The 23761-nt window shown below is 70.7% G+C and carries 19 protein-coding genes; 7 read left to right on the forward strand and 12 right to left on the reverse strand.

Annotated elements, in window-relative coordinates; translation table 11 throughout:
• Positions 1-30 precede the first annotated feature (30 nt).
• The 4 genes from IE263_RS34985 to IE263_RS35000 all read right to left on the reverse strand — a co-directional run bounded on the left by IE263_RS34985 (position 31) and on the right by IE263_RS35000 (position 4869).
• Positions 31-315: a hypothetical protein gene (locus IE263_RS34985; RefSeq protein ID WP_229911333.1), complete on the reverse strand. Its 285-nt coding sequence runs from the start codon at positions 313-315 to the stop codon at positions 31-33.
• Between the two features lie 433 nt (positions 316-748).
• The gene (locus IE263_RS34990) at positions 749-1039 is read right to left on the reverse strand and encodes a hypothetical protein (protein WP_229911334.1); all 291 of its coding nucleotides are present in this window, start codon (positions 1037-1039) and stop codon (positions 749-751) included.
• 315 nt (positions 1040-1354) lie between these two features.
• Positions 1355-2236 carry an ABC transporter permease gene (locus IE263_RS34995; RefSeq protein WP_189942058.1) on the reverse strand — a complete coding sequence of 294 codons (882 nt, stop codon included), beginning with the start codon at positions 2234-2236 and terminating at the stop codon, positions 1355-1357.
• Positions 2233-4869, reverse strand: coding sequence for a CocE/NonD family hydrolase (locus IE263_RS35000; protein WP_189942059.1), 2637 nt, complete (start codon positions 4867-4869; stop codon positions 2233-2235). Before IE263_RS35000 ends, IE263_RS34995 begins: the two co-directional genes overlap by 4 nt.
• 228 nt (positions 4870-5097) lie before the next feature.
• On the opposite strand from IE263_RS35000, the gene IE263_RS35005 reads away from it, so the two are divergent.
• Complete coding sequence (locus IE263_RS35005; RefSeq protein WP_189942060.1) at positions 5098-5949, forward strand: SCO4651 family lipoprotein; 852 nt, start codon at positions 5098-5100, stop codon at positions 5947-5949.
• Positions 5950-6002: 53 nt separating this feature from the next.
• Here IE263_RS35005 and mmsA read toward each other — a convergent pair whose 3' ends face one another.
• From mmsA to iolC, 5 genes are read right to left on the reverse strand one after another with little or no spacing between them, the layout of a single operon-like run.
• Complete coding sequence (gene mmsA / locus IE263_RS35010; protein ID WP_189942061.1) at positions 6003-7505, reverse strand: CoA-acylating methylmalonate-semialdehyde dehydrogenase; 1503 nt, start codon at positions 7503-7505, stop codon at positions 6003-6005.
• A gap of 14 nt (positions 7506-7519) precedes the next feature.
• Positions 7520-9403: a 3D-(3,5/4)-trihydroxycyclohexane-1,2-dione acylhydrolase (decyclizing) gene (gene iolD, locus IE263_RS35015; RefSeq protein ID WP_189942062.1), complete on the reverse strand. Its 1884-nt coding sequence runs from the start codon at positions 9401-9403 to the stop codon at positions 7520-7522.
• On the reverse strand, positions 9400-10239 hold the full coding sequence (gene iolB, locus IE263_RS35020; protein WP_189942063.1) for a 5-deoxy-glucuronate isomerase: 840 nt from the start codon (positions 10237-10239) through the stop codon (positions 9400-9402). Before iolB ends, iolD begins: the two co-directional genes overlap by 4 nt.
• Before the next feature lie 7 nt (positions 10240-10246).
• The gene (locus tag IE263_RS35025; protein WP_189942064.1) at positions 10247-11128 is read right to left on the reverse strand and encodes a Cgl0159 family (beta/alpha)8-fold protein; all 882 of its coding nucleotides are present in this window, start codon (positions 11126-11128) and stop codon (positions 10247-10249) included.
• A complete protein-coding gene (gene iolC, locus IE263_RS35030) occupies positions 11125-12075 on the reverse strand; it encodes a 5-dehydro-2-deoxygluconokinase (RefSeq protein ID WP_189942065.1) in 951 nt (316 codons plus the stop codon). The genes IE263_RS35025 and iolC overlap by 4 nt, the downstream gene beginning before the upstream one ends.
• A gap of 151 nt (positions 12076-12226) precedes the next feature.
• On the opposite strand from iolC, the gene IE263_RS35035 reads away from it, so the two are divergent.
• The 3 genes from IE263_RS35035 to IE263_RS35045 all read left to right on the forward strand — a co-directional run bounded on the left by IE263_RS35035 (position 12227) and on the right by IE263_RS35045 (position 14803).
• Positions 12227-13144: a sugar phosphate isomerase/epimerase family protein gene (locus IE263_RS35035; RefSeq protein WP_189942066.1), complete on the forward strand. Its 918-nt coding sequence runs from the start codon at positions 12227-12229 to the stop codon at positions 13142-13144.
• A gap of 166 nt (positions 13145-13310) precedes the next feature.
• Positions 13311-14249, forward strand: a complete 939-nt coding sequence (locus IE263_RS35040) for a helix-turn-helix domain-containing protein (protein WP_189942067.1) — start codon at positions 13311-13313, stop codon at positions 14247-14249.
• Between the two features lie 353 nt (positions 14250-14602).
• A complete protein-coding gene (locus IE263_RS35045; RefSeq protein WP_189942068.1) occupies positions 14603-14803 on the forward strand; it encodes a helix-turn-helix transcriptional regulator in 201 nt (66 codons plus the stop codon).
• A gap of 98 nt (positions 14804-14901) precedes the next feature.
• On the opposite strand, the gene IE263_RS35050 is transcribed toward IE263_RS35045, so the two are convergent.
• A complete protein-coding gene (locus IE263_RS35050; RefSeq protein WP_189942069.1) occupies positions 14902-15945 on the reverse strand; it encodes a zinc-dependent alcohol dehydrogenase family protein in 1044 nt (347 codons plus the stop codon).
• A 71-nt stretch (positions 15946-16016) separates the two neighbouring features.
• Positions 16017-18272, reverse strand: coding sequence for an MMPL family transporter (locus IE263_RS35055; protein ID WP_189942070.1), 2256 nt, complete (start codon positions 18270-18272; stop codon positions 16017-16019).
• 177 nt (positions 18273-18449) lie between these two features.
• Here IE263_RS35055 and IE263_RS35060 point away from each other — a divergent pair, with 177 nt between their 5' ends.
• From IE263_RS35060 to IE263_RS35070, 3 genes are all read left to right on the forward strand, one after another.
• The gene (locus IE263_RS35060; protein ID WP_189942071.1) at positions 18450-19103 is read left to right on the forward strand and encodes a TetR/AcrR family transcriptional regulator; all 654 of its coding nucleotides are present in this window, start codon (positions 18450-18452) and stop codon (positions 19101-19103) included.
• A 79-nt stretch (positions 19104-19182) separates the two neighbouring features.
• Positions 19183-19422 (forward strand): heavy-metal-associated domain-containing protein, encoded by a 240-nt coding sequence (locus tag IE263_RS35065; protein WP_189942072.1) that lies wholly within the window; start codon positions 19183-19185, stop codon positions 19420-19422.
• Positions 19423-19504: 82 nt separating this feature from the next.
• Positions 19505-21748, forward strand: coding sequence for a heavy metal translocating P-type ATPase (locus IE263_RS35070; RefSeq protein ID WP_189942073.1), 2244 nt, complete (start codon positions 19505-19507; stop codon positions 21746-21748).
• A gap of 715 nt (positions 21749-22463) precedes the next feature.
• On the opposite strand, the gene IE263_RS35075 is transcribed toward IE263_RS35070, so the two are convergent.
• Complete coding sequence (locus IE263_RS35075; protein WP_189942074.1) at positions 22464-23753, reverse strand: citrate synthase; 1290 nt, start codon at positions 23751-23753, stop codon at positions 22464-22466.
• Positions 23754-23761: the final 8 nt, after the last annotated feature.

Here is a 23761-nt window from a genome sequence, read left to right on the forward strand (position 1 = left end):
GTGAAACCCGCCTCTTCAGGGCGCCTGGGATCAGCCCTCGACGGACCCGATCACCGTGCAGAAGTTGCCGATGTTCGACTGGGAGTCGCCGCCGACGGCCCCGACGCCGGGCGCGAAGGCGGCACCACCGGCGAACTCCTGCTCACAGTCCACGACCTGCAGGTTGTCGATGGCGAAGGGGAACGGGTCGTCGTAGTCGTGGCCACCGGTGGCGCTGGCAACACCGCTGCCGACGAGGCCGAGGCCGCCGACCATCACCGCAACGGCCGCGGCCTTCTTGAGCTTGTTCATCACGTCTCCGTTTTCTTCACGCACACGACCCTCCTTACGGACCGTGTCCGGCTCATCACAGACGCTAACACGAGCCTCACTTAACGCGCTATTTCCGACACGCTCGATTAAGCGAAATTGATTAACCTATGCCCCTTTTGTGAAAATCGGAGATGCGGACCACACCAGAACAGCCGGAGCCCGGGCCTCGAAAGCGGGACTGCGGCAGAGGGCCCAAAACAGAGTGCCTCCGACAGGCACTGGAACGCAGGAGCATGCATGCTCCGGTTCGCACCGGCCGAAGGCACTTTCCGTTCGTACCCCGGAAACACGACGCCTTCCGGGGGCCAGTCACCCTTGGGCAGCAGTGCCACCCGCAGGTCAGTCGGCCCCTCGCAAGGGACTTCCAACGCGACAGGGACCGGGGACCGCGTCTCACGCCGAGGGCACGAGACCGGGCTCTCCGCCGCGCCTTGGATCAGTCGCCGACGGACCCGATCACCGTGCAGAAGTTGCCGATGTTCTGCGAGTTGTCGCCGGTGACCGCACCCGTGACGGGGGCGAACGCGGTACCACCGTCGAACGACTGCTCGCAGTCCACAACCTGCAGGTTGTTGATGGCGAACGGGAAGGGGAACGGGTCGTCGTAGTCGTGGCCACCGGTGGCGCTGGCAACCCCGCTGCCGGCGAGGCCGAGGCCGCCGACCATGACCGCTACGGCCGCAGCCTTCTTGAGCTTGTTCATCACGTCTCCGATTTCTTCACGCACACGACCCTCCTTACGGACCGTGTCCGGCTCGTCACAGACGCTAACACAGGCCTCCCTTAACCCACCATTTCCGACACACCCGATTGAGTCCACTAATGACGTTATGCACCTTTTACGACAACCGGAGTAACAGGATCACACCACAGCAGGAGGGCGGGCTTTTAGGGCGAATGGAGGAAATCAGCAATGTTCGCCCCTGCGGTTCCGGCAATTGCCGTCGCCGCCTTCGGCCTCGTCCGGACATGGCTGTAGGCCGCGAGGGACAGGAAAATCACCTCGCGGCCGGTAAACGCGCGCTACGGAACGTCGCGCGGCCTACGACACCACGTCCTTGCGGGCGAACCCCCGGAAGGCCAGGGCGAACAGCACCACCGCGTACGTCACGGAGATCGCGGTGCCCTGGATCATGCCGGACCACTCCGGCGTGGGCTGGACGGCGTCGGCCCAGGCGAACTGCCAGTGCGCGGGCAGGAAGTCGCGCCAGTCACCGAGGGCCGTGACGGCGTCGAGGACGTTGCCGACGATGGTCAGGCCGACCGCGCCGCCGACCGCGCCGAGCGGGGCGTCCGTCTTCGTCGACAGCCAGAACGCGAGCCCGGCGGTGACGAGTTGGGACACGAAGATGTACGCCACGACCACGACGAGCCGCTGGGCGGCGGTGCCCGTGTCGAGCGCGCCGCCGGTGGGCAGCTGGAGCGGGCCCCAGCCGTAGGCGGCGGTGCCGACGGCGAGGGCGATGACGGGCAGCAGGACCATCGCGGCCAGGCTGAGGCCGAGTCCGACGACGAGCTTGGACCACAGGAGACGGGCTCGGGGGACGGGTGCGGCGAGGAGGTAGCGCAGGGAGGACCAGCTCGCCTCCGAGGCGACCGTGTCCCCGCAGAACAGGGCGACGGGGATGACGAGGAGGAAGCCCGCCGACACGAACAGGTTCACCGCGGCGAAGTTGGCGCCGGAGGCGGTGGCCGTGTCCATCAGGTTGATGCGGTTGCCGCCGTCGCCGCCCCCGCCCGGCTCGCCGCCGATCGCGAAGGCGACGAGCAGGACGAACGGCAGCACCGCCAGGATGCCCCCCATGATCAGCGTGCGGCGGCGCTTGAGCTGGCGGACCAGCTCGACGCGCAGCGGCAGGGTGCGGGACGCCCGGTAGCCGGAGGCGGTCTCCACGGGTTCGGTCCGCTCGGTGAGCGTGCTCATGCGGAGCCTCCGATCAGGGTGAGGAAGGCGTCTTCCAGGCGGCGGTGGGGGCCGACCGCCTGGACGGGCACATCGAGCCGGACGAGTTCGGCGACCAGGCGCTGGGCGGTGCCGTCCGCGTCGAGACGGACGAGGAGTCCCTCGTCGGTGCGCAGGGCCGAGGCGACACCGGGCAGTGCGGCCACCTTCTCGACGACCGGGTCCTCCACGGGCGTGGCGGTGCCGACGAGGAGAGTGTCACCGGAGCCGACGATCTCGCCGACCGGCCCGGCCTGCACGAGCCCGCCTCGGTCCATCACCACCAGGTGCGTGCAGGACTGCTCGACCTCCGCCAGCAGATGGCTGGAGACGATCACCGTGCGGCCGGCGGCCGCGTACCGGATCATCACCTCGCGCATCTCGCGGATCTGGGGCGGGTCGAGGCCGTTGGTCGGCTCGTCGAGGATGAGCAGGTCCGGCAGGCCGAGCATGGCCTGGGCGATGGCCAGGCGCTGGCGCATGCCCTGCGAGTAGGTACGGACCGCGCGCGCGAGGGCGTCACCGAGGCCGGCGATCTCCAGCGCCTCGTCGAGGTGGGCGTCCTCGGGCGGGCGGCCGGTGGCCTGCCAGTACAGCTCCAGGTTCTCCCGGCCCGAGAGGTGCGGCAGGAAGCCCGCGCCCTCCACGAAGGCGCCGACACGGGAGAGGACGGGGGCGCCGGGGCGGATGGCGTGGCCGAAGACGCGGATCTCGCCGCCGTCCGGCTTGATCAGGCCCATCAGCATGCGGAGCGTCGTCGTCTTGCCGGCGCCGTTCGGGCCCAGGAGGCCCAGCACCTGGCCCTTCTCCACGCGGAAGGACAACTCCCTCACCGCGTAACGGTCGGTGGACCTCGCGTACCGCTTGCTCAGGTCGGTGATCTGGAGCGGGACGTCCGCCAGCTCCGGGTCGGGAGCGGGCGTGGCGGTGCGGCGGCGCCCCGTCACCAGCACGATCAGGGCGATCAGCCCACCCGCGAGGGGCAGCCACCACACCCAGGACGGCAGCGGTGCGGCCGCGGTGCTCACACCGGGGGCGGTGGGTACCTTCAGGTCGCCGCGCACGGAGACGGTGTACGTCGCCGGGGCCGTCGGGGAGGCGTAGCCGAGGTCGGTGGAGGCGAGGACCAGGCGCAGGCGGTGGCCCTTGTCGACCTCGTGGTCGATCGCCGGGAGCGTGATCGTCACGTCCTTGCCGGCCTTGGCGCCCTCGACCCGGATCGGGGCGACGAGCTGGGAGGGCAGCACCTGCTGTCTGCCGTCCGGGCCGACGTCGTAGACCTTGGCGAAGAGGACGGCGTCGTCGCTCGTCGACTTGACGTGGACGGTGGCCGTCGGGGAGCCGGTGATCCGCAGGTCGTCCGTGACGGGCGCCGACTGGAACGCGGCGAACTGGCCGGGGAAGTCGAGGGAGACGCCGACGCCGAGGGAGGACAGCTGGGCGAGGCCGCCGGAGCCGCCGAGGCCGGGCAGGGCGGAGACGGCGGGCGGGGTGGCACCGGGCGGGTTGGTGAAGGTCTGCTCGCGGCCGGTCAGGGCGATCGAGCGGTCGCCGCTGTCCAGGCCGGGGTAGGTGTCGTCGCTCGCGCCGCGCAGCAGGGCCTCGCCGTCCGTGGAGTCGACGCCTCCCGTGCGGGTGACACGGAAGGCCGGGCCGGTGTCGGCGGACTTGTCGTTCTTGAGGTAGCGGTCGAACCAGGACGTCACCCGGGCCTGGACACGGCTCGTCTCCATGTCGCCGCCGTCGTGGCCGCCCGCGATCCAGTCGACGTCGACGGGGGCGCCGTTGGCGCGGATCGCCTTCGCGGCGGCGTCGGACTGGGCGAGCGTGAAGAGGGAGTCGGTCTGGCCCTGCAGCAGCAGGGTGGGCACCTTGATGCGGTCGCCGACGGCGGACGGCGAGCGCTCCTCCAGCAGCTTGCGGGCGGCGTCATCGGGCGTGCCGGACTCGGCGACCCGCTCGTACATCGCGCACAGCGCGGGCTCGAACTTGGCGCAGCCGCCGCCGGTGTTGAAGAAGATGCCGGTCCACAGCTTCTTGAAGACGCCGTCGGGGAAGAGGGCGTCCGCGAGGTTCCAGTAGGTGATCGCCGGGGCGATGGCGTCGACCCGGTCGTCGTGTCCGGCAGCCAGCAGGGAGATCGCGCCGCCGTAGGAGGCGCCGGCCACGCCCACGCGCGGGTCACCGGTCTTGTCGAGCTGGACCTGGGGCTGCTCGGCCAGCCAGTCGATCAGCTGGGAGACGTCGGCGACCTCGCCCTTCGGGTCGTTCAGTCCGATCCGGCCGGTCGACCTGCCGAAGCCACGTGCCGACCAGGTCAGCACCGCGTACCCGTCGCGGGCCAGGTCCTCGGCCTGCTGCCGGACGTCGTCCTTGCTGCCGCCGAAGCCGTGCGCGAGGAGGACGGCGGGGCGGCGGCCGTCCGAGCCGGAGGTGAAGTACGAGGTGTCCAGGCGCACCCCGTCCACGGCCATGACCCGGTCGGCGCGGTGCACCGGGGGTGCCTCGTCGGAGGCGACGGCCGTCCAGGTCCCGGCGCCGGCAAGCACGGCGACAGCGGCCGCGGCGGCCATGATCCGTCGCGGCCGCCGCAGTCCGGGCAGTCGAAGATCCATGCGTCAACGGTACGGGGTGAACCTGTCGGCAAGTTGTCGACCGGAGAGCGAACCTGGGCCCCTCCCTCGGGCGTACGGGACCATGTCGCGTACTGCGGGCGCGGTATGCGGCGGTCCCCCTGCGTGGCGGGCGTCGGAAAAGCGTGAGACGCCCGGAACCCGGGGCTGTCAGTGTGTGTCGTTAGTGTCTGGAGACACAGACGGTTCACAGCGACGGGGTGGGGACGGATGAAGTTGAAGTACACCGCTGCCTGGGTGGGGGTCACGGCGGCGGCGATGTTCGCGGTGTCGGCGTGCGGCGCGGAGAGCGTGAAGTCGGAGAGCGTGAAGCAGACGGCCGACGCGGTCGACAAGACCGACACGGTCATGGCGGCGCTCGCGCGCGCCACCGACCGTACCGAGCAGGTGGGGTCGGCCGAGGTGAAGATGATCACGGACATGGGCACGGGCACCCCCATCACCATGGACGGCACCTACTCCTGGGGCGACGGGCCGGCCTACGACGTCCAGATGGACACCAAGGCGTCCCAGATGCAGACGCTGCAGGACGACCCGACCCTCCGCGCGCTGTTCGTGGACGGCGCCTACTACTACGACATCGACCCGCAGCCCTCCGGCCCGCTCGCCGGCAAGGAGTGGATGAAGATCGACGGGTCGGCCGTGTTCGGCGAGGCCGGCGCGGAGGCCTTCAACAACAGCAACAGCAGCCCGTCGGCGTCCATGAAGGCCCTGAAGTACGCCAACGACGTCGAGAACCTCGGCACCGAGACGGTGAACGGGAAGCGCGCGACCCACTACCGGGCCGTGATCGACCAGGCCCACATGGGCCGGTACAAGGACGCCCTCGGTGAGGATGCCGGCGTGCTCGGCTCGGTGACCGGCGGTGTGGACGAGATCGCCATGGACGTCTGGGTCGGTGACCGCGATCTGCCGGTCCGACTCGTCCAGGAGATGGGCGCCATGAAGGTCACCGTCGACTTCGAGAAGTTCGGCGACACGACCGAGGTGAAGGCGCCGCCGGCCGCGCAGACCGGCGACCTCACCGAGGCGATCAAGGAGCAGGCCGGCGCCGCCCAGTGACATGACCGGTGCCCTGCCCCCGAGAGGAGGCAGGGCACCGTACGGCCTGTGGCTCAGTGGTTGCGCGGGAAGCCCAGGTCGACGCCTGCCGGGGCGTCGGCCGGGTCGGGCCAGCGGGTGGTGACGACCTTGCCGCGGGTGTAGAAGTGCGTGCCGTCGTTGCCGTAGATGTGGTGGTCGCCGAAGAGGGAGTCCTTCCAGCCGCCGAAGCTGTGGTAGCCGACGGGGACCGGGATCGGGACGTTCACGCCGACCATGCCGGCCTCGATCTCCAGCTGGAAGCGGCGGGCGGCGCCGCCGTCCCGGGTGAAGATCGCGGTGCCGTTGCCGAAGGGCGAGTTGTTGATGAGGGCCACGCCCTCCTCGTAGGTGTCCACGCGCAGGACGCACAGCACGGGGCCGAAGATCTCGTCCTGGTAGGCCTTCGCGGACGTGGGCACCTTGTCCAGCAGCGAGATGCCGATCCAGTGGCCGTCCTCGAAACCGTCGACGGTGTAGCCGGTGCCGTCCAGGACGACCTCGGCGCCCTCGGCCGCCGCTCCCTCGACGTAGGAGGCCACCTTGTCGCGGTGGACCTTCGTGATGAGCGGGCCCATCTCGGAGGTCGGGTCGTTGCCGGGGCCGATCTTGATCTTCTCGGCGCGCTCGCGGATCTTGTCCACCAGTTCGTCGCCGATCGCGCCGACGGCGACGACGGCCGAGATGGCCATGCAGCGCTCGCCCGCCGAGCCGTAGGCGGCGGAGACCGCCGCGTCGGCGGCCGCGTCCAGGTCGGCGTCCGGCAGGACCAGCATGTGGTTCTTCGCGCCGCCCAGGGCCTGGACGCGCTTGTGGTTCGCGGAGGCCGTCGTGTGGATGTAGCGGGCGATCGGGGTCGAGCCGACGAAGGAGACGGCCTTGACGTCCGGGTGCTCCAGGAGGCGGTCGACGGCCACCTTGTCGCCGTGGACGACGTTGAAGACGCCGTCCGGCAGACCCGCCTCCGCCAGCAGCTCGGCGAGCTTCATGGACGCCGACGGGTCCTTCTCGCTCGGCTTCAGCACGAAGGTGTTGCCGCAGGCGATGGCGATCGGGAACATCCACATCGGCACCATCGCGGGGAAGTTGAACGGCGTGATGCCCGCGACGACACCCAGCGGCTGCCGGATCGACGACACGTCCACGCGGCTCGCGACCTGCGTCGACAGCTCACCCTTCAGCTGCACGTTGATGCCACATGCCAGGTCGACGATCTCCAGACCACGCGCGACCTCACCGAGCGCGTCGCTGTGCACCTTGCCGTGCTCGGCGGTGATCAGCTCGGCGATGGCGTCACGGTTGGCGTCCAGCAGCGCACGGAACTTGAACAGGATCGACGTGCGCTGGGCCAGCGAGGACTGACCCCAGGTCGCGAAGGCCTCCTTGGCGGCCGCGACCGCCGCGTCCACCTCGTCGACCGTCGCGAACGCGACCTTCGTGGTGACCGCGCCGGTCGCCGGGTCGGTGACCGGCCCGAACGTACCCGACGCGCCTTCGACGGTCTTGCCGCCGATCCAGTGGTTGACGATCTTCGTCATGCCCAGTTACTCCTTCACAGATGGCGGCGTCGGGTCGAGACGTGCCGTTCGTACAGCTCACGGGCCTTGACCGCGGACGATCGGGTCGCGGTCTCGGCGACAGGTACATCCCACCAGGCCTGCGCCGGAGGCGGGCCCGACACTGTGTCTGCCGTTTGGGTCTCGACGTAGACACAAGTGGGAGTGTCGGCGGCCCGTGCCTCGGTGAGGGCCTCACGCAGGTCGCGGACGGTCTTGGCGCGCAGCACGCGCATGCCCAGGCTCGCCGCGTTGGCGGCCAGGTCGACGGGGAGCGGGGCGCCCGTGAAGGTGCCGTCGTCGCTCCGGTAGCGGTAGGCGGTGCCGTAACGCTCACCACCGGTCTCCTCGGACAGGCCTCCGATGGACGCGTAGCCGTGGTTCTGCACGAGGAGGATCTTGATCGCGACGCCTTCCTGCACCGCGGTCACGATCTCCGTCGGCATCATCAGGTACGTGCCGTCGCCGACCAGCGCCCACACGGGACGGTCGGGTGCGGCCAGCTTCACCCCGAGCGCGGCCGGGATCTCGTAGCCCATGCACGAGTAGCCGTACTCCAGGTGGTACTGGTCCCGCGAGCGCGCCCGCCACAGCTTGTGCAGATCGCCCGGGAGCGAGCCGGCCGCGTTGATGATCACGTCCGTCTCGTCGACGATCGCGTCCAGCGCGCCCAGCACCTGCGGCTGGGTCGGCCGTACGTCGGGCTCGTCGGCCTCGTAGCAGGCGTCGACCCGCTGCTCCCAGCGTTCCTTGTCCTCGGTGTACTCGGTGACGTACGCGTCCGCGACCCGGTACTCGTGCATGCCCAGGGACTGGGTCAGCTCCGTCAGCGCGATGCGGGCGTCCGCGACGAGGGGCAGGCCGGCAAGCTTGTGGCCGTCGTACGCGGCGATGTTGAGGTTGAGGAAGCGGACGCCGTCACCGGCGAACAGGGTGTGGGAGGCGGTGGTGAAGTCCGTGTACCGCGTCCCCACGCCGATCACCAGGTCGGCGGTGCGGGCCAGTTCGTCCGCGGTCGCCGTGCCGGTGTGGCCGACGCCGCCGACGTCCTGGGGGTGGTCGTAGCGCAGGGAGCCCTTGCCGGCCTGGGTGGAGGCGACCGGGATGCCGGTGGCCTCGGCGAACTCGGCGAGGGCCTCCTCGGCGCGGCTGTGGTGGACACCGCCGCCGGCGATGACCAGCGGGCGCCGGGCCGACCTGATCACGCGGACCGCCTCGGCGAGTTCCGTCGGGTCGGCGCCCGGGCGGCGGACGACCCAGGTGCGCTCGGCGAAGAACTCGTCGGGCCAGTCGTAGGCCTCGGCCTGGACGTCCTGGGGAAGGGCCAGGGTCACGGCCCCCGTCTCCACCGGGTCCGTCAGGACGCGCATCGCCTGGAGGGCGGCCGGGATCAGGGCCTCCGGGCGGGTCACTCGGTCGAAGTACCTCGACACCGGGCGCAGCGAGTCGTTGACCGACACATCGCCCGCGTACGGCACTTCGAGCTGCTGCAGGACCGGGTCCGCCGGGCGGGTCGCGAAGATGTCGCCGGGGAGGAGGAGAACCGGGAGGTGGTTGATGGTGGCGAGCGCGGCGCCGGTGACCAGGTTGGTCGCGCCGGGGCCGATCGACGTGGTCACCGCGTGCGTGGACAGGCGGTTCGACTGGCGGGCGTAGCCGACGGCCGCGTGGACCATCGACTGCTCGTTGCGGCCCTGGTGGTACGGCATGACGTCGGCGTACTCGACGAGCGCCTGGCCGAGGCCCGCGACGTTGCCGTGGCCGAAGATGCCCCAGGTCGCGCCGATCAGTCGCTGCCGGACGCCGTCGCGTTCGGTGTACTGGGCGGCCAGGAAGCGGACCAGCGCCTGTGCGACCGTCAGCCTCGTCGTTGAGGTCATCGGTACCCCTCCGTGTGCTCTGGGTGGAAGCAGATCCGCCATTCCCGGGTCTCGCCGGGACCGGCCATGACGTTCAGGTAGTACATGGCGTGGCCGGGCTGGGCGATCGACGGGCCGTGCCATCCGTCGGGGACGAGGACGGCGTCGCCGGAACGGACCTCGGCGAGGACGTCGGATCCGCCCTCACGCGAAGGGGATACGCGCTGATAGCCGAAGCCGTTCGGTCCGTCGATCTCGAAGTAGTAGATCTCCTCCAGCTCCGACTCCTCGCCGGGCCGGTGCTCGTCGTGCTTGTGCGGCGGGTACGAGGACCAGTTGCCGCCGGGGGTGATCACCTCGACGGCGATCAGCTTCGCGCAGTCGAACGCGTCGGCGGAGGCGAAGTTGCGGACCAGACGGGCGCAGGTGCCGCTGCCGCGTTCCTCGACGGGGACCTCCGGCGCGGGGCCGTAGCGGGCGGGGAGTCGTCGCTCGCACTTCGCTCCTGCCAGGGCGAAGCGGCCTCCCGCGCCGGAGGCGATCAGGGCCTGGGCGTCCCGGGGAACGTACGCGAAGTCGGTGACCGACGCGAAAACGCTTTCCCGACCCAGGAGTTGGAACTCTTCATCCGCTGTTTGCACGGTACATCCGCCTTCCAGCGGAAGCACGATCCACTCGCTGTCCCCGGTGGTGAAGGTGTGCGTGCCACCCGGCGCCAGCTCGACGATCCGCAGACTGCTGTGGGTCCAGCCGGCCCGCTTGGGGTCGATGTCGAGCGCGTGGGTGGCGTCGGCGGTGGAGCCCTTCGGGAGGTACAGCTCGTTTCCCGTCGGGGTATGCGGCTCTGTGTTCGTCATACGGCCCTCACAGCAGTCCTACGGCGGTGTCCACGGCGGCGGCCACGTCTCCGTCCACCGGGTACAGCAGCGAACGGCCGACCACCAGGCCCCGGACGGTGGGCAGCTGCAGCGCCCCGCGCCACTTCTCGTACGCCTCGTCCTGGTCGTCGCCGACCTCGCCGCCCAGCAGGACGGCGGGGAGCGTGGAGGTCTCCATGACCTGGGCCATGTCGTCGGGGTTGTCGGTGACCGGCACCTTCAGCCAGGTGTAGGCCGAACTGCCGCCCAGGCCCGAGGCGATGGCGATGGACCTGGTGACGGCCTCGGCGGACAGGTCGTTGCGCACCCGTCCCTCGTCCGTGCGGCGGGAGATGAACGGCTCGACGAAGATCGGGAGCCGGCGTGCGGCCATGTCGTCGATCGCACGGGCGGTGGACTCCAGGGTGTTGAGGGAGCCCGGGTCGTCGTAGTCGATCCGCAGGAGCAGCTTGCCCGCGTCGAAACCGAGACGCTGTATGTCCTCGGCTCGGTGGCCGGTGAAGCGGTCGTCGAGTTCGAAGCTGGCGCCCTGGAGACCACCGCGGTTCATCGAGCCCATGACGACCTTGCCGTCGAGGACACCGAGGAGGAGCAGGTCGTCGAGGATGTCGGCGGTCGCGAGGACACCGTCGACGCCCGGCCGGGACAGCGCGAGGCAGAGGCGTTCGAGCAGGTCGGCGCGGTTGGCCATGGCCAGCTTGCGGTCGCCGACACCGAGCGCGCCACGGGCCGGGTGGTCGGCGGCGACGATCATCAGACGGCCGTTCGCGCCCAGCAGCGGCCGGCGGGTGCGGCGGGCGGCGGCCTCGGCGATCGCCTCGGGGTGCTGGGTGCGGGTGTGGACGAGCTCCGCGATGTCGACGGTCACTTGACGGCTCCAGCCGCGAGCGCCGCCTCGACCTCGTCGGGGGTCGGCATGGCCGAGGAGCACTCCAGGCGTGAGGCGACGATGGCGCCGGCGGCGTTGGCGTGACGCATGATCTTCTCCAGGTCCCAGCCCGCGAGCAGCCCGTGACAGAGGGAGCCCCCGAACGCGTCACCGGCGCCGAGACCGTTGAGGACGTTGACCGGGAGGGGCGGAACCTCGGCCGAATCGCCGCCTGCGTGGACGGCCAGGACGCCCTTGGGCCCCTGCTTGACGACGGCGAGTTCCACTCCGGCGTCGAGGAGGGCGCGGGCGGCGGCGTGCGGCTCGCGCACCCCGGTGGCGACCTCCACCTCGTCGAGGTTGCCGACGGCGACGGTGGTGTGCTTCAGGGCCTCGGCGTAGAAGGGGCGGGCCGCGTCCGGGTCGGTCCAGAACATCGGGCGCCAGTCGAGGTCGAAGACGGTGGTGCCGGCCTTGGCGCGGTGGGCGAGCGCCGCCAGCGTCGCCGTACGGCTCGGCTCCTCGCTCAGCCCGGTGCCGGTGACCCAGAAGATACGGGCCCCGCGGATGGCGTCGAGGTCGAGCTCATGGGCGTCGATCTCGAGGTCGGGGGCCTTGGGCTGCCGGTAGAAGTACAGCGGGAAGTCGTCCGGCGGGAAGATCTCGCAGAAGGTGACCGGGGTCGGCAGTCCGGGGACCGGGGTGACCCAGCGGTCGTCGACACCGAAGCCGCGCAGGGCCTCGTGCAGGTAGGTGCCGAACGGGTCGTCGCCGGTGCGGGTGATCACGGCGGTGTCCAGGCCGAGGCGCGCCGCGGCGACGGCGACGTTGGTCGCCGAGCCGCCCAGGAACTTCCCGAAGGACGTGACCTGCGGGAGCGGCACCCCTGTCTGCAACGGGTAGAGGTCCACTCCGATCCGCCCCATGGTGATCAGGTCGTACGCCATCGAGTTCCCTTCGTGTCGGCTCGCCCGGTGGACGTCCCCGTATCGGCTCTCCACGGCTTTGTAGTCCGCTGCGGCACACCCTGTCAATACTTTGTCCAGACATTCGGACCAGCCCTTGACAGGCCTCCGATCAGACCGCACGCTGACGCCCATGACGTCGTTGTCACCTGAGTCCTCACTCTCCCGCATCCGGATCGGCTCGGCCCCCGACAGCTGGGGCGTCTGGTTCCCGGACGACCCGCAGCAGGTGCCGTGGCAGCGCTTCCTCGACGAGGTCGCGCTCTCCGGCTACGAGTGGATCGAGCTGGGCCCCTACGGGTACCTGCCGACCGACCCGGCCGTCCTCACCGAGGAGACGGCGAAACGCGGCCTGAAGGTGTCGGCCGGCACGGTCTTCACGGGGCTGCACCACGGTGAGGCGGTCTGGGAGAAGACCTGGGCGCACGTCGCGGACAACGCGGCGCTCGCGCAGGCGATGGGCGCGCAGCATCTGGTGGTCATTCCGTCCTTCTGGCGGGACGACAAGACCGGCGAGGTGCTGGAGCCGGACACGCTCACGCCCGAGCAGTGGCGCAATCTCACCTCGCTGACGGAGCGGCTGGGGCGGGAGGTGCGCGAGCGGTACGGGCTGCGGATCGTCGTGCATCCGCACGCCGACACACACATCGACAGCGAGGAGAACGTGGTCCGGTTCCTCGACGGGACCGACTCCTCGCTGGTGTCGCTCTGTCTCGACACCGGGCACTACGCGTACTGCGGTGGCGACAGCGTCAAGCTGATCGAGACGTACGGCGAGCGGATCGGGTACCTGCACCTCAAGCAGGTGGACCCGGAGATCCTGGCGGACGTGCGGGCGAAGGGGACGCCGTTCGGGCCGGCGGTCGCGCAGGGTGTGATGTGCGAGCCGCCGAGCGGGGTGCCGGCGTTGGGGCCGGTGCTGGAGGCCGCGCAGAAGCTGGACGTCGATCTGTTCGCGATCGTGGAGCAGGACATGTATCCGTGTGAGCCGGACGCTCCGCTGCCTATTGCTCAGCGGACGCGGGCGTTTCTGCGATCGTGCGGAGCGTAGCGGTCGCCTCCTGAGGTGCCGGGTTCTGTGGGACTGCGGGTGCGGGCTGTCCGTGGCTGGTCGCGCCCGCGCGGCGGAGCCGCACATCGACACAGCCCCGCGCCCCTTGGCGCGCCGCACCTGGCGTAGGAGCATGGGTGCCCTTCGGCTCAGTGCGGGAGGGCGGATGACGCGGGTCCGGTCCGGGTGGGGGCCCGGGGGGTCGTGGGAGATCGCCCTTGCGCGGCCGCACCCGCGGTTGCGGCCCGGTGTGGTCAGTTACCGCGGGATCCGGCTGGCGCTGGACCATCCGCGGCGGCGGCTGGAGACGCCGATCGGTGCCGTCACGCTGCTGTTGGGGTTCGAGGGGCCCGTCCGTATTTCCGGGGCGGGGCGGCCGACGACCTCCCTGGTGTCGGTGTACTCGGGACTGTCCACGACCGCCGTCGTCGGGGAGCACTCCGGGCGTGTCTCGGGGGTGGAGGTGCTGCTGACTCCCTGGGCCGCGTTCACCCTCTTCGGTACGCCGCAGCATGAGCTGACCGACCGTACCGTCGACCCCGACGAGTTGCCGCACAAGCTGTGCGGCAGTGCTGGTGAACTCGCGGGAGCGCTGGCCGCGTTGCCGTCCTGGGCGGACCGGTTCGGGTTGCTCGACGAGGTGTTCGCGCGCTGGTCGGCGGCCGGGCCGCCGAGTGCGGTGCGGGTACGGCGGGCCTGGTCGCTGCTGGTGCGGTCGGCGGGCGCGATGCCGGTACCGCGGCTGGCCGAGGAGGTGGGCTGGAGCGTGCGGCAGCTGGAGAACCGCTTCCGTGAGCAGATCGGGCTCGGTCCGAAGGCGGCGGCACGTGTCCTGCGGCTGCAGCGGGCCCGCCGTCTGCTGGCGGCCGGAAGGGGCCTGGCGGAGACGGCCGCGCTGTGCGGCTTCTACGACCAGGCCCATCTCAGCGGGGAGTTCAAGGCGATGACCGGGTTCACCCCGAGGCAGTTCACGGCGGCCCGGGGGCGGCCGGGGCCGGAGGCGCCGGTGGGGGACCGGTTGAACGGGGAGGCGACGAGCCTTGTGCTGCCCGTGCCGACGGGTGGCCGAGGTGCGGATTTTTCCAAGACCGGGCAGGTGCGGTGACTGCACGCTGAGCGTCCAGCCAGTTGTTCCGGGGGAATGGCGGGGAAGCAGGTGGGCCGGGTCCGTCGCAGCGGGCCCGGCCCATCGTCGCGTCCGGTGCCCCTCCGCCCCGCGTGTCAACGCGCCCCTCCGACAGGCCCGCGTACGTCTCTGCCGCACCTCCGTCACAAATGACCCCCTTCTGTCACACCTGTCGCGGTTACGCGGGCCCCGCGTCACACCCGGACCACAGCCGTATGCGCGCGGTCACTCCGCGTCGTTGACAGGGCAATTGGCTTGGTGATCGCCAGCGCAGCGCCGGGCTCCCCGGGCGGCCTCCCGGCCGCCGCCCCCGCGCGCAGGGAGGTGCACTCATGACCGACCAAAGGCTCTGGTCCTACAAGGAGATCGCGGCACACATCAAGGTGCAGCCGGACACCGTACGGTCCTACCGCAAGCACGGCCTGCTGCCCCCACCCGACCATGTGGAGGGCGGCAAGCTGTACTGGTACGTGGACACCATTCACGCGTGGGTGGCGTCACGGCCCGGCAACCGCGGCCGCAAAGGGGACTGATCCCCCTTCCCCCAGGCGGTGACCCGCCCGAAACTCCTTCTGTGCCCCACCTGCGTGTGGGGCACAGTGCTGCGCATGGGTTTCTCCGTCAACCGCCCTCACCTCCACGGCTCGATGACCGTCACGCCCGCCCCCGGCGCCGTCCCCATCGCCGCCAGCGCGTCCGGTACGGCGTCCAGCGGGATCGTCGACGTCACCAGCAGGTCGGGGCGCAGGACACCCGCCCGGACCAGCTCCAGCATCGCCGGGTAGGTGTGGGCGGCCATGCCGTGGCTGCCGAGGAGTTCGAGCTCGAGGGCGATGGCGCGGGCCAGCGGGACGGGGGTCGTGCCGTCCGCCGAGGGGAGCAGGCCGACCTGGACATGGCGGCCCCGGCGGCGCAGGCCGTTCACCGAGGCGGCGCAGGTGGCGGGTGAGCCGAGGGCGTCGAGGGAGAGGTGGGCGCCGCCGGCGGTCAGGTCGCGGACCGCCGCCGCCGTGTCCGGCGTGTTCCGCGCGTCCACGCACTCCGCCGCGCCGAACTTCCGCGCCAGGTCCAGGGCCTTCGGGGAGACGTCGACGGCGACCACCCTCGCTCCCGAGGCCGCCGCGATCATCACCGCCGACAGGCCCACCCCGCCGCAGCCGTGCACCGCCACCCACTCCCCCGCCGCGACCCGGCCCTGCTGCACGACCGCCCGGAACGCCGTGGCGAACCGGCAGCCGAGGGAGGCGGCGGTGCCGTAGGACAGGTCGTCGGGGATCGCGACCAGGTTCACGTCGGCGTGGTCCAGCGCCACGTACTGGGCGAAGGAGCCCCAGTGCGTGAAGCCGGGCTGGGTCTGGCGCTCGCACACCTGGTGGTCGCCCGCCACGCAGGACGGGCAGCTGCCGCAGCCGCACACGAACGGCACCGTGACCCGGTCGCCGGGGCGCACGCGGGTGACCTGTGGTCCCACCTCCTCGACGACTCCGGCGAGTTCATGGCCGGGGACGTGCGGCAGGGTGATGTCCGGGTCGTGGCCCATCCAGCCGTGCCAGTCGCTGCGGCACAGGCCGGTGGCCTCGACGCGCACCACCACTCCGTGCCCCGCGGGACGCGGGTCCGCCACCTCCCGCACCTCGGCCGGCTCCCCGTACCGCTCGAACACCACAGCCCGCATGCGCCTTCGCCCTCACCTTCGTCCGCCGGATCACCGGAGATCGCCGGGGATTCCGGAGATCACCGCGAACGCTAACCGCGCGCCCCCACCTTGTCCTCCACCCGGTCCTGCTCCCCGAGCGGGGCAGGCTCCCCCTCGCTGAGCCCGAAGCGGGCGTGCAACCTCCGCAGCGGTGCCGGCGCCCACCAGGTGGCCTTCCCCGTGAGCCGCATGATCGCCGGGACCAGGAGGCTGCGGACGACCATCGCGTCCATCAGGACCGCCAGGGCGATGCCCAGCCCGAGCATCTTGGTGTTGGTCACGCGGGAGGTGCCTATCGCGACCATCACGACCGCGAGGATGACGGCTGCCGCGGTGATCAGGCCGCCCGTGCGCTGCAGGCCCAGGCGGATCGCCCGCTCGTGGTCGCCGTCCCCCACTGCCTCAAGGGCGTGGGAGGTGCCTCCACGGTCGTACTCCTCCTTGATGCGGGAGAGGAGGAACACGCCGTAGTCCATGGAGAGGCCGAAGGCCACGCAGAACATCAGGACCGGCAGGGTCGTCTCGATGGAGCCGGGGCTGGTGAAGCCGAGCAGGCCGGAGAGGTGGCCGTCCTGGAAGACCCAGACCACCGCGCCGAACATCGCCGTCAGGCTGAGCGCGTTGAGCAGCACCGCCTGGAGGGGGATCAGCACGCTGCCGGTGAGCAGGAAGACCAGGATCAGGGTGACGATCGCGATGAAGGCGGCCGCCCAGGGCAGTTGTGCGGCTATCGCGTGCTTGGAGTCGACCAGGACGGCCGCCGTGCCGGTCACCTTGGTCTCGAAGGGCGCCTCGGTGGCGCGCAGGTCGCCCACCAGGCGCTGGGCTGCGTCGTCGACGGCCTCGCCCTTGGGCAGCACCGTGAAGTACGCCGAGTCGCCGTTCACCAACGGGCCGTCGACGCGGACCACTTCGGGCAGGGCGGCCACGCGCTCCTTGTAGGCCGCGTACTGGGCCTCGGTCGCCCTGCCCTCGGCGAGGACCTCGAGGCCGCCGCCGGGGCTGCCCGGGAAGCCGTCCCTGATGTGCTGCTGAACGACATGGGACTCGGCGGAGGAGGGCAGCTGACGGTCGTCCGCGGTGCCGAACTTGACGCCCAGGAAGGGCAGTCCGAGGAGGACGAGGACGGCTGTCGTCGCCAGGGCGAAGAAGGGGGCCCGGCGCATGACCAGGGTCGCCGTGCGCGCCCAGGCGGCGCCGTCCTCCTTGCCCGTCGCCTCATCCGTCTCCTGCGCCGGTCCACCCCTGCGGAACAGGCGGCGCAGGTCCAGGGAGTTGACCCGGTGGCCGAGCAGGATCAGCGCCGCCGGGAGCAGGATGAGGGCGGCCGCGGCGGCCAGCAGGACCACGGCCATGCCGGCGTAGGCGAAGGAGCGCAGGAAGTACTGGGGGAAGACGAGCATCGCCGCGAGGGACACCGCGACGGTGAGCGCGGAGAACAGCACCGTGCGGCCCGCCGTACGCAGGGTGGTGGCGATGGCGGTCGACGGCTCGGCGCCGCCGGCGAGTTCCTCCCGGAAGCGGCGGACGATGAACAGGGCGTAGTCGATGGCCAGACCGAGCCCCAGGGCGGTGGTGAGGTTCATGGCGAAGATGGAGACGTCGGTGAACTCCGCGAGGCCGCTGAGGACCGCGTTCGTACCCAGGATCGCGACGATGCCGATGCCGAGCGGGAGCAGGGCGGCGATCGCGCTGCCGAACACCATCACGAGCAGCACCAGGGTGATCGGCAGGGCGATGATCTCGGCGCGGGTGAGGTCCTCCTGGATGGTCGTCTGCATCTCGTGCCGCACGGCGACCATGCCGCCGATCTTGACCTCCACCGGGCCGTGCGCGCCGCGGAAGGCGGGGGCGATGCGGTCGAGGGTCTCGCCCATCGTCTTCTCGTCGCCGGTGAGGCGGGCGGCGATCAGCGCCTCGTGGCCGTCCTGCGCGCGCAGGGCGGGCGCCTTGGACTGCCAGTAGGAGCCGACGCCGACGACGCCTTTCTCACCGGCCAGCCGCTCGGCGAGCCGGGTGGCCTCGGCGGCGACCGCCGGGTCGTCGACCGAGGCGCGGCCGGAGTCGACGAGCAGCAGCACGTTCGGCTGGGAGTCGGGGAACTCGCGCTCCAGGGCCTTGGTCGCGTACGTGGACTGGGCGTCCGGGTCCTCCCAGCCGCCACTGCCGAGCCGGTCGGCGACCCCGCTGCCGGCCAGCACCGCGAGCACGGTGAGCACCAGGGCAGCGAGCAGCGACAGCCGGGGGCGGGCGGTCACGAACCTGGTCCAGCCTCCGACACGCGGCGGGCCGTTGACTTCGGTCATGGTGCGGTGTCCCCTTCACCTTGATTCGCCGTGACCCGTGCCGACTCGGACAGGCAGCATGGGTCCGCCATTGCCCAATAGACTGGCAAACACGAGAGATCGCTCGCGTTTCTGGGATCAAGAATGCGAGCGACCACTCGTGTTTGTCAATCGCGTTCGGAGAGCTGGGGATAACGCGTGCCCGAGAACCAGGAGAAGGAACAACCGCGCCGCCGTCAGGCCCGGGGCGAGCGCCGTATCGCCCAACTCCTCGAAGCCGCCGCGTCCGTCTTCTGCACGACCGGCTACACGGCCGCCAGCACCAACGCCATCGCCCGCGAGGCGGGCGTCTCCCCGGGCACGCTCTACCAGTTCTTCCCCAACAAGGAAGCGATCGCGATCGAGCTGGGCGACCGCCTCATGCACCAGATGCGCGAGACCTACGGCGAGGCGCTCGCCCCGATCGACCCCGCGACCCCGCTGGAGGAGGCGGTCGGCGCCGCCGTCGACCGGTTCATCGCCTTCAACTGCGACCACCCGGTGTTCTTCGCCCTGATGCACGGCCCCGACATCCCGGGCCGCATCACCGAGGAGCACGACGCGCTGCACGCCACGCTGCTCTCCCGGATCGAGGGCCTGCTCTCCTCGTTCCTGCCCGAGGCGCCCCCCGCCGACCTCACCCGCGTCGCACACATGTGCCTCGGCCTCTACAAGGCGGGACTGGAGCTGATCCTCGGCCACGAGGGAGCGGAGCGCGAGGCGTATGTGCAGGAGCTGAAGGACGTCCTCATCCGCTACCTGGAGCCCCTGGTGGGCGACCGCCTCGGCCACGCCCGAGGATCCTTGGGATAAATACCCCCTAGGGGTATAGTGTGAAAGTGGAGGGCCCCCATGGACCCCCTCAGTCCCACGCCTCGACGAGGAGAACGACATGACCGCCCAGACCGACACCCCGGGTTCCGTCACCACCGTCTACAAGGTGAGCGGCATGAGCTGCGGCCACTGCGAGGGCGCCGTGTCCGGCGAGATCTCCGAGCTGCCCGGCGTCAGCTCCGTCGAGGCCGTCGCCTCCACCGGTGAGGTCACCGTCGTCTCCGCCGTCGCCCTGGACGAGAAGGCCGTACGCGCCGCCGTCGACGAGGCCGGCTTCGAGCTGGTCGGCCGCGCCTGAGCCACCCCCCGCCGGCATCGGGCCGTACCGACCGGTCGACACTGGTGCGGTACGGCCCGTTCCGCTCCCTGGGAGTACGGACATGTCCAGCACCACCGCCACGGCACCCATAGCCGCCGAGACGTCCGAGGTCGAGCTGCTCATCGGCGGCATGACCTGCGCGTCCTGCGCGGCCCGCGTGGAGAAGAAGCTCAACCGCATGGAGGGCGTCTCCGCGACGGTCAACTACGCGACGGAGAAGGCGCGGATCACCTACCCCGCGGGGATCGAGGTCGCCGACCTCATCGCGACCGTCGTGAAGACCGGCTACACGGCCGAGGAGCCGGCGCCTCCGGTACCGGATCCGGCCCAGGAGGAGACGTCGGCGGGGGCCGACCCCGAGCTGACGGCGCTCCGGCAGCGCCTCCTCGTCTCCGCGCTGCTCGCGGCCCCCGTCGTGCTCTTCGCGATGGTCCCGTCGCTGCAGTTCGACAACTGGCAGTGGCTGTCGCTGACCCTCGCCGCGCCCGTCGTCGTCTGGGGCGGCCTGCCCTTCCACCGGTCGGCCTGGACGAACCTGCGACACGGCGCCTCCACCATGGACACGCTCGTCTCGGTCGGCACGCTGGCCGCGTTCGGCTGGTCGCTGTGGGCACTCTTCCTCGGCGACGCGGGCATGCCCGGCATGCGGCACCCCTTCGAGCTGACGGTCTCGCGGACGGACGGCGCCTCGACGATCTATCTGGAGGTCGCCGCCGGCGTCACCGCGTTCATCCTGCTCGGCCGCTACCTGGAGGCCCGCTCCAAGCGGCGCGCCGGGGCCGCCCTGCGGGCGCTGATGGAGCTGGGCGCGAAGGACGTGGCCGTGCTGCGGGACCGGCGCGAGGTGCGGATCCCGATGGACCGGCTGGCGGTCGGGGACCGGTTCGTCGTACGGCCCGGGGAGAAGATCGCCACCGACGGGACCGTCGTCGAGGGCGTCTCCGCCGTGGACGTCTCGATGCTGACCGGTGAGTCGGTGCCGGTGGACGTCGGCCCGGGCGACTCCGTCACCGGCGCGACCGTGAACGCCGGCGGCCGGCTCGTCGTCGAGGCCACCCGGATCGGCGCCGACACCCGGCTCGCCCGTATGGCGAAGCTGGTGGAGGACGCGCAGAACGGCAAGGCCGAGGTGCAGCGACTGGCCGACCGGGTCGCCGGGATCTTCGTCCCCGTGGTGCTGCTCATCGCCTCCGCCACCTTCGGGGCCTGGCTCGGCCTCACCGGTGACACCGTCGCCGCGTTCACGGCGGCCGTCGCGGTCCTGATCATCGCCTGTCCCTGCGCCCTGGGTCTGGCCACGCCGACCGCGCTGCTCGTCGGCACCGGCCGGGGCGCGCAGCTCGGCATCATCATCAAGGGCCCCGAGGTCCTGGAGAACACCCGCCGCGTCGACACCGTCGTCCTCGACAAGACCGGCACGGTCACCACCGGCCGGATGACCCTCCAGGAGGTGTACGCCGCCGGGGACACCGACGAGAAGCAGCTGCTGCGGCTCGCGGGGGCCCTGGAGCACGCCTCCGAGCACCCGGTCGCCCGGGCGGTGGCCGCGGGCGCCGAGGAGCGCGCCGGGGAGCTGCCGGCCGCCGAGCACTTCGAGAACGTGCCCGGGCGGGGCGTACGCGGGCGGGTGGAGGGTCATGAGGTCGCCGTGGGCCGGCTCTTCGGGGAACTCGCGCCGGAGGTGGCCCGCGCCAAGGACGAGGCCGAGCGGGGCGGTCGTACGGCTGTCGTCGTCGGGTGGGACGGGTCGGCGCGCGGGGTGCTGGCCGTCGCCGACGCGGTCAAGGAGACCAGCGCCGAGGCGGTGCGGCAGCTGCGGGCCCTGGGGCTCACGCCGGTGCTGCTGACCGGGGACAACCGGGCGGTGGCCGAGGCGGTGGCCGACCGGGTCGGCATCGAGGAGGTGGTCGCCGAGGTGCTGCCCGAGGACAAGGTGGACGTCGTCAGGCGGCTCCAGGGCGAGGGGCGGGTCGTCGCGATGGTCGGCGACGGCGTCAACGACGCGGCCGCGCTCGCCACCGCCGACCTGGGCCTGGCCATGGGGACGGGCACGGACGCGGCGATCGAGGCGGGCGATCTGACGCTGGTGCGCGGGGACCTGCGGGTGGCCGCGGACGCCATCCGGCTGTCCCGGCGGACCCTGGCGACGATCAAGGGCAACCTCGTCTGGGCCTTCGGATACAACGTGGCCGCGCTGCCGCTGGCCGCCGCCGGACTGCTGAACCCGATGCTCGCGGGGGCGGCGATGGCCTTCTCGTCGGTCTTCGTGGTGACGAACAGTTTGCGGTTGCGGACGTTCCGCTGACCCCGGGTGAACTCGCCCGAAGTTACTGATGGTTAGGGTGAAGTCGAAACAACGACTCCCCTGGAGTCCTGCGCGAGCCTCACATAAGCTCTTCACAAGGCTCGCGCATCATCCTTACGCTTGGGCCTCGATCGCTGTATCCGGGCTCTTGCGTATCTAACGGGACATATGCAAGAGACACAGATCACAGTGATGTGAACGTAACCATCGAAGGGGTTCGAAGGTCTAAGTTGACGGTGTCAGCAAGCGTCTTGGGGGGCGCGAACTGACGTCTGGGGATGTCTTGGGGGACTTCCTCAGAAATGCGTTGCCGGGGCACGTACACCGGGAAGCTTTGAGCGGCCCTCCCAGCGTGCGTTGTCCCGGCAGATCGCACACGGCAGGCGTACGACGAGTTCTGCTCGTTTCGCTCAACGCCTGTCGGCTCGACAACCGCATATGGCATCAGCGATTCAGGCGCTGTGTCCTCACAAGCGCCCGGCCGGATCCCGTGGGGGGAATCCGCACCGGGACATGGGAAGGCGCCCTGGTCGTCGGCCCGTGGGGGGACCGGCGTACCAGGGCGCCTTCTGTCGCGTCCGATGCCTAGGCGATGCGATGTCCGACGCTTCCCTCTGCCGCGGGGCTGCCCTCACGGACAGCCCCTGAGCCTTCAGGCCCTACGGCACCCGGCCGACGGGGGCACCCGTCAGATGGTGCCCCTCACCGGCAGAGGTCAGCGCTCCTCGACGGGAACGAAGTCCCGCTCGACGACACCCGTGTAGATCTGGCGCGGGCGGCCGATGCGGGAGCCCGGCTCCTTGATCATCTCGTGCCACTGGGCGATCCAGCCCGGCAGGCGGCCGAGGGCGAACAGGACCGTGAACATCTCGGTCGGGAAGCCCATGGCCCGGTAGATCAGGCCGGTGTAGAAGTCGACGTTCGGGTAGAGGCTGCGCGAGACGAAGTAGTCGTCGGAGAGCGCGTGCTCCTCCAGCTTCAGCGCGATGTCCAGCAGCTCGTCGGACTTGCCGAGGGCGGAGAGGACGTCGTGCGCGGCGGCCTTGATGATCTTGGCGCGCGGGTCGAAGTTCTTGTAGACCCGGTGGCCGAAGCCCATCAGACGGACGCCGTCCTCCTTGTTCTTCACCTTGCGGATGAAGGAGTCGACGTCGCCGCCGGTGGCCTGGATGCCCTCGAGCATCTCCAGCACCGACTGGTTGGCGCCACCGTGCAGCGGGCCCCACAGGGCGGAGATGCCGGCGGAGATCGAGGCGAACATGTTCGCCTGCGAGGAGCCCACCAGGCGGACCGTGGAGGTCGAGCAGTTCTGCTCGTGGTCGGCGTGCAGGATGAGCAGCTTGTCCAGGGCGGCGACCACGACCGGGTCGAGCTCGTACTCCTGGGCGGGGACCGAGAAGGTCATGCGCAGGAAGTTCTCGACGTAGCCGAGGTCGTTGCGCGGGTAGACGAACGGGTGGCCGATCGACTTCTTGTACGCGTACGCGGCGATCGTCGGGAGCTTGGCGAGCAGACGGATCGTCGAGAGGTTGCGCTGCTTCTCGTCGAAGGGGTTGTGGCTGTCCTGGTAGAAGGTGGACAGCGCGGAGACGACCGACGACAGCATGGCCATCGGGTGGGCGTCGCGCGGAAAGCCCTTGTAGAAGTTCTTGACGTCCTCGTGCAGCAGGGTGTGCTGCGTGATGTCGTTCTTGAAGGTCGAGAGCTCGTCGACGGTGGGCAGTTCACCGTTGATGAGCAGGTAGGCGACCTCCAGGAAGGTGGAGCGCTCGGCCAGCTGCTCGATCGGGTAGCCGCGGTACCGGAGGATCCCGGCCTCACCGTCGAGGTAGGTGATGGCGGATTTGTAGGCGGCGGTGTTGCCGTATCCGCTGTCCAGGGTCACGAGACCGGTCTGGGCGCGGAGCTTGCCGATGTCGAAGCCCTTGTCGCCGACGGTGCTGTCGATCACCGGGTAGGTGTACTCGCCGTCGCCGTACCGCAGTACTACAGAGTTGTCGCTCACGTCATCCC

It is taken from the genome of Streptomyces aurantiogriseus, assembly GCF_014649375.1.
Taxonomy (GTDB): domain Bacteria; phylum Actinomycetota; class Actinomycetes; order Streptomycetales; family Streptomycetaceae; genus Streptomyces; species Streptomyces aurantiogriseus.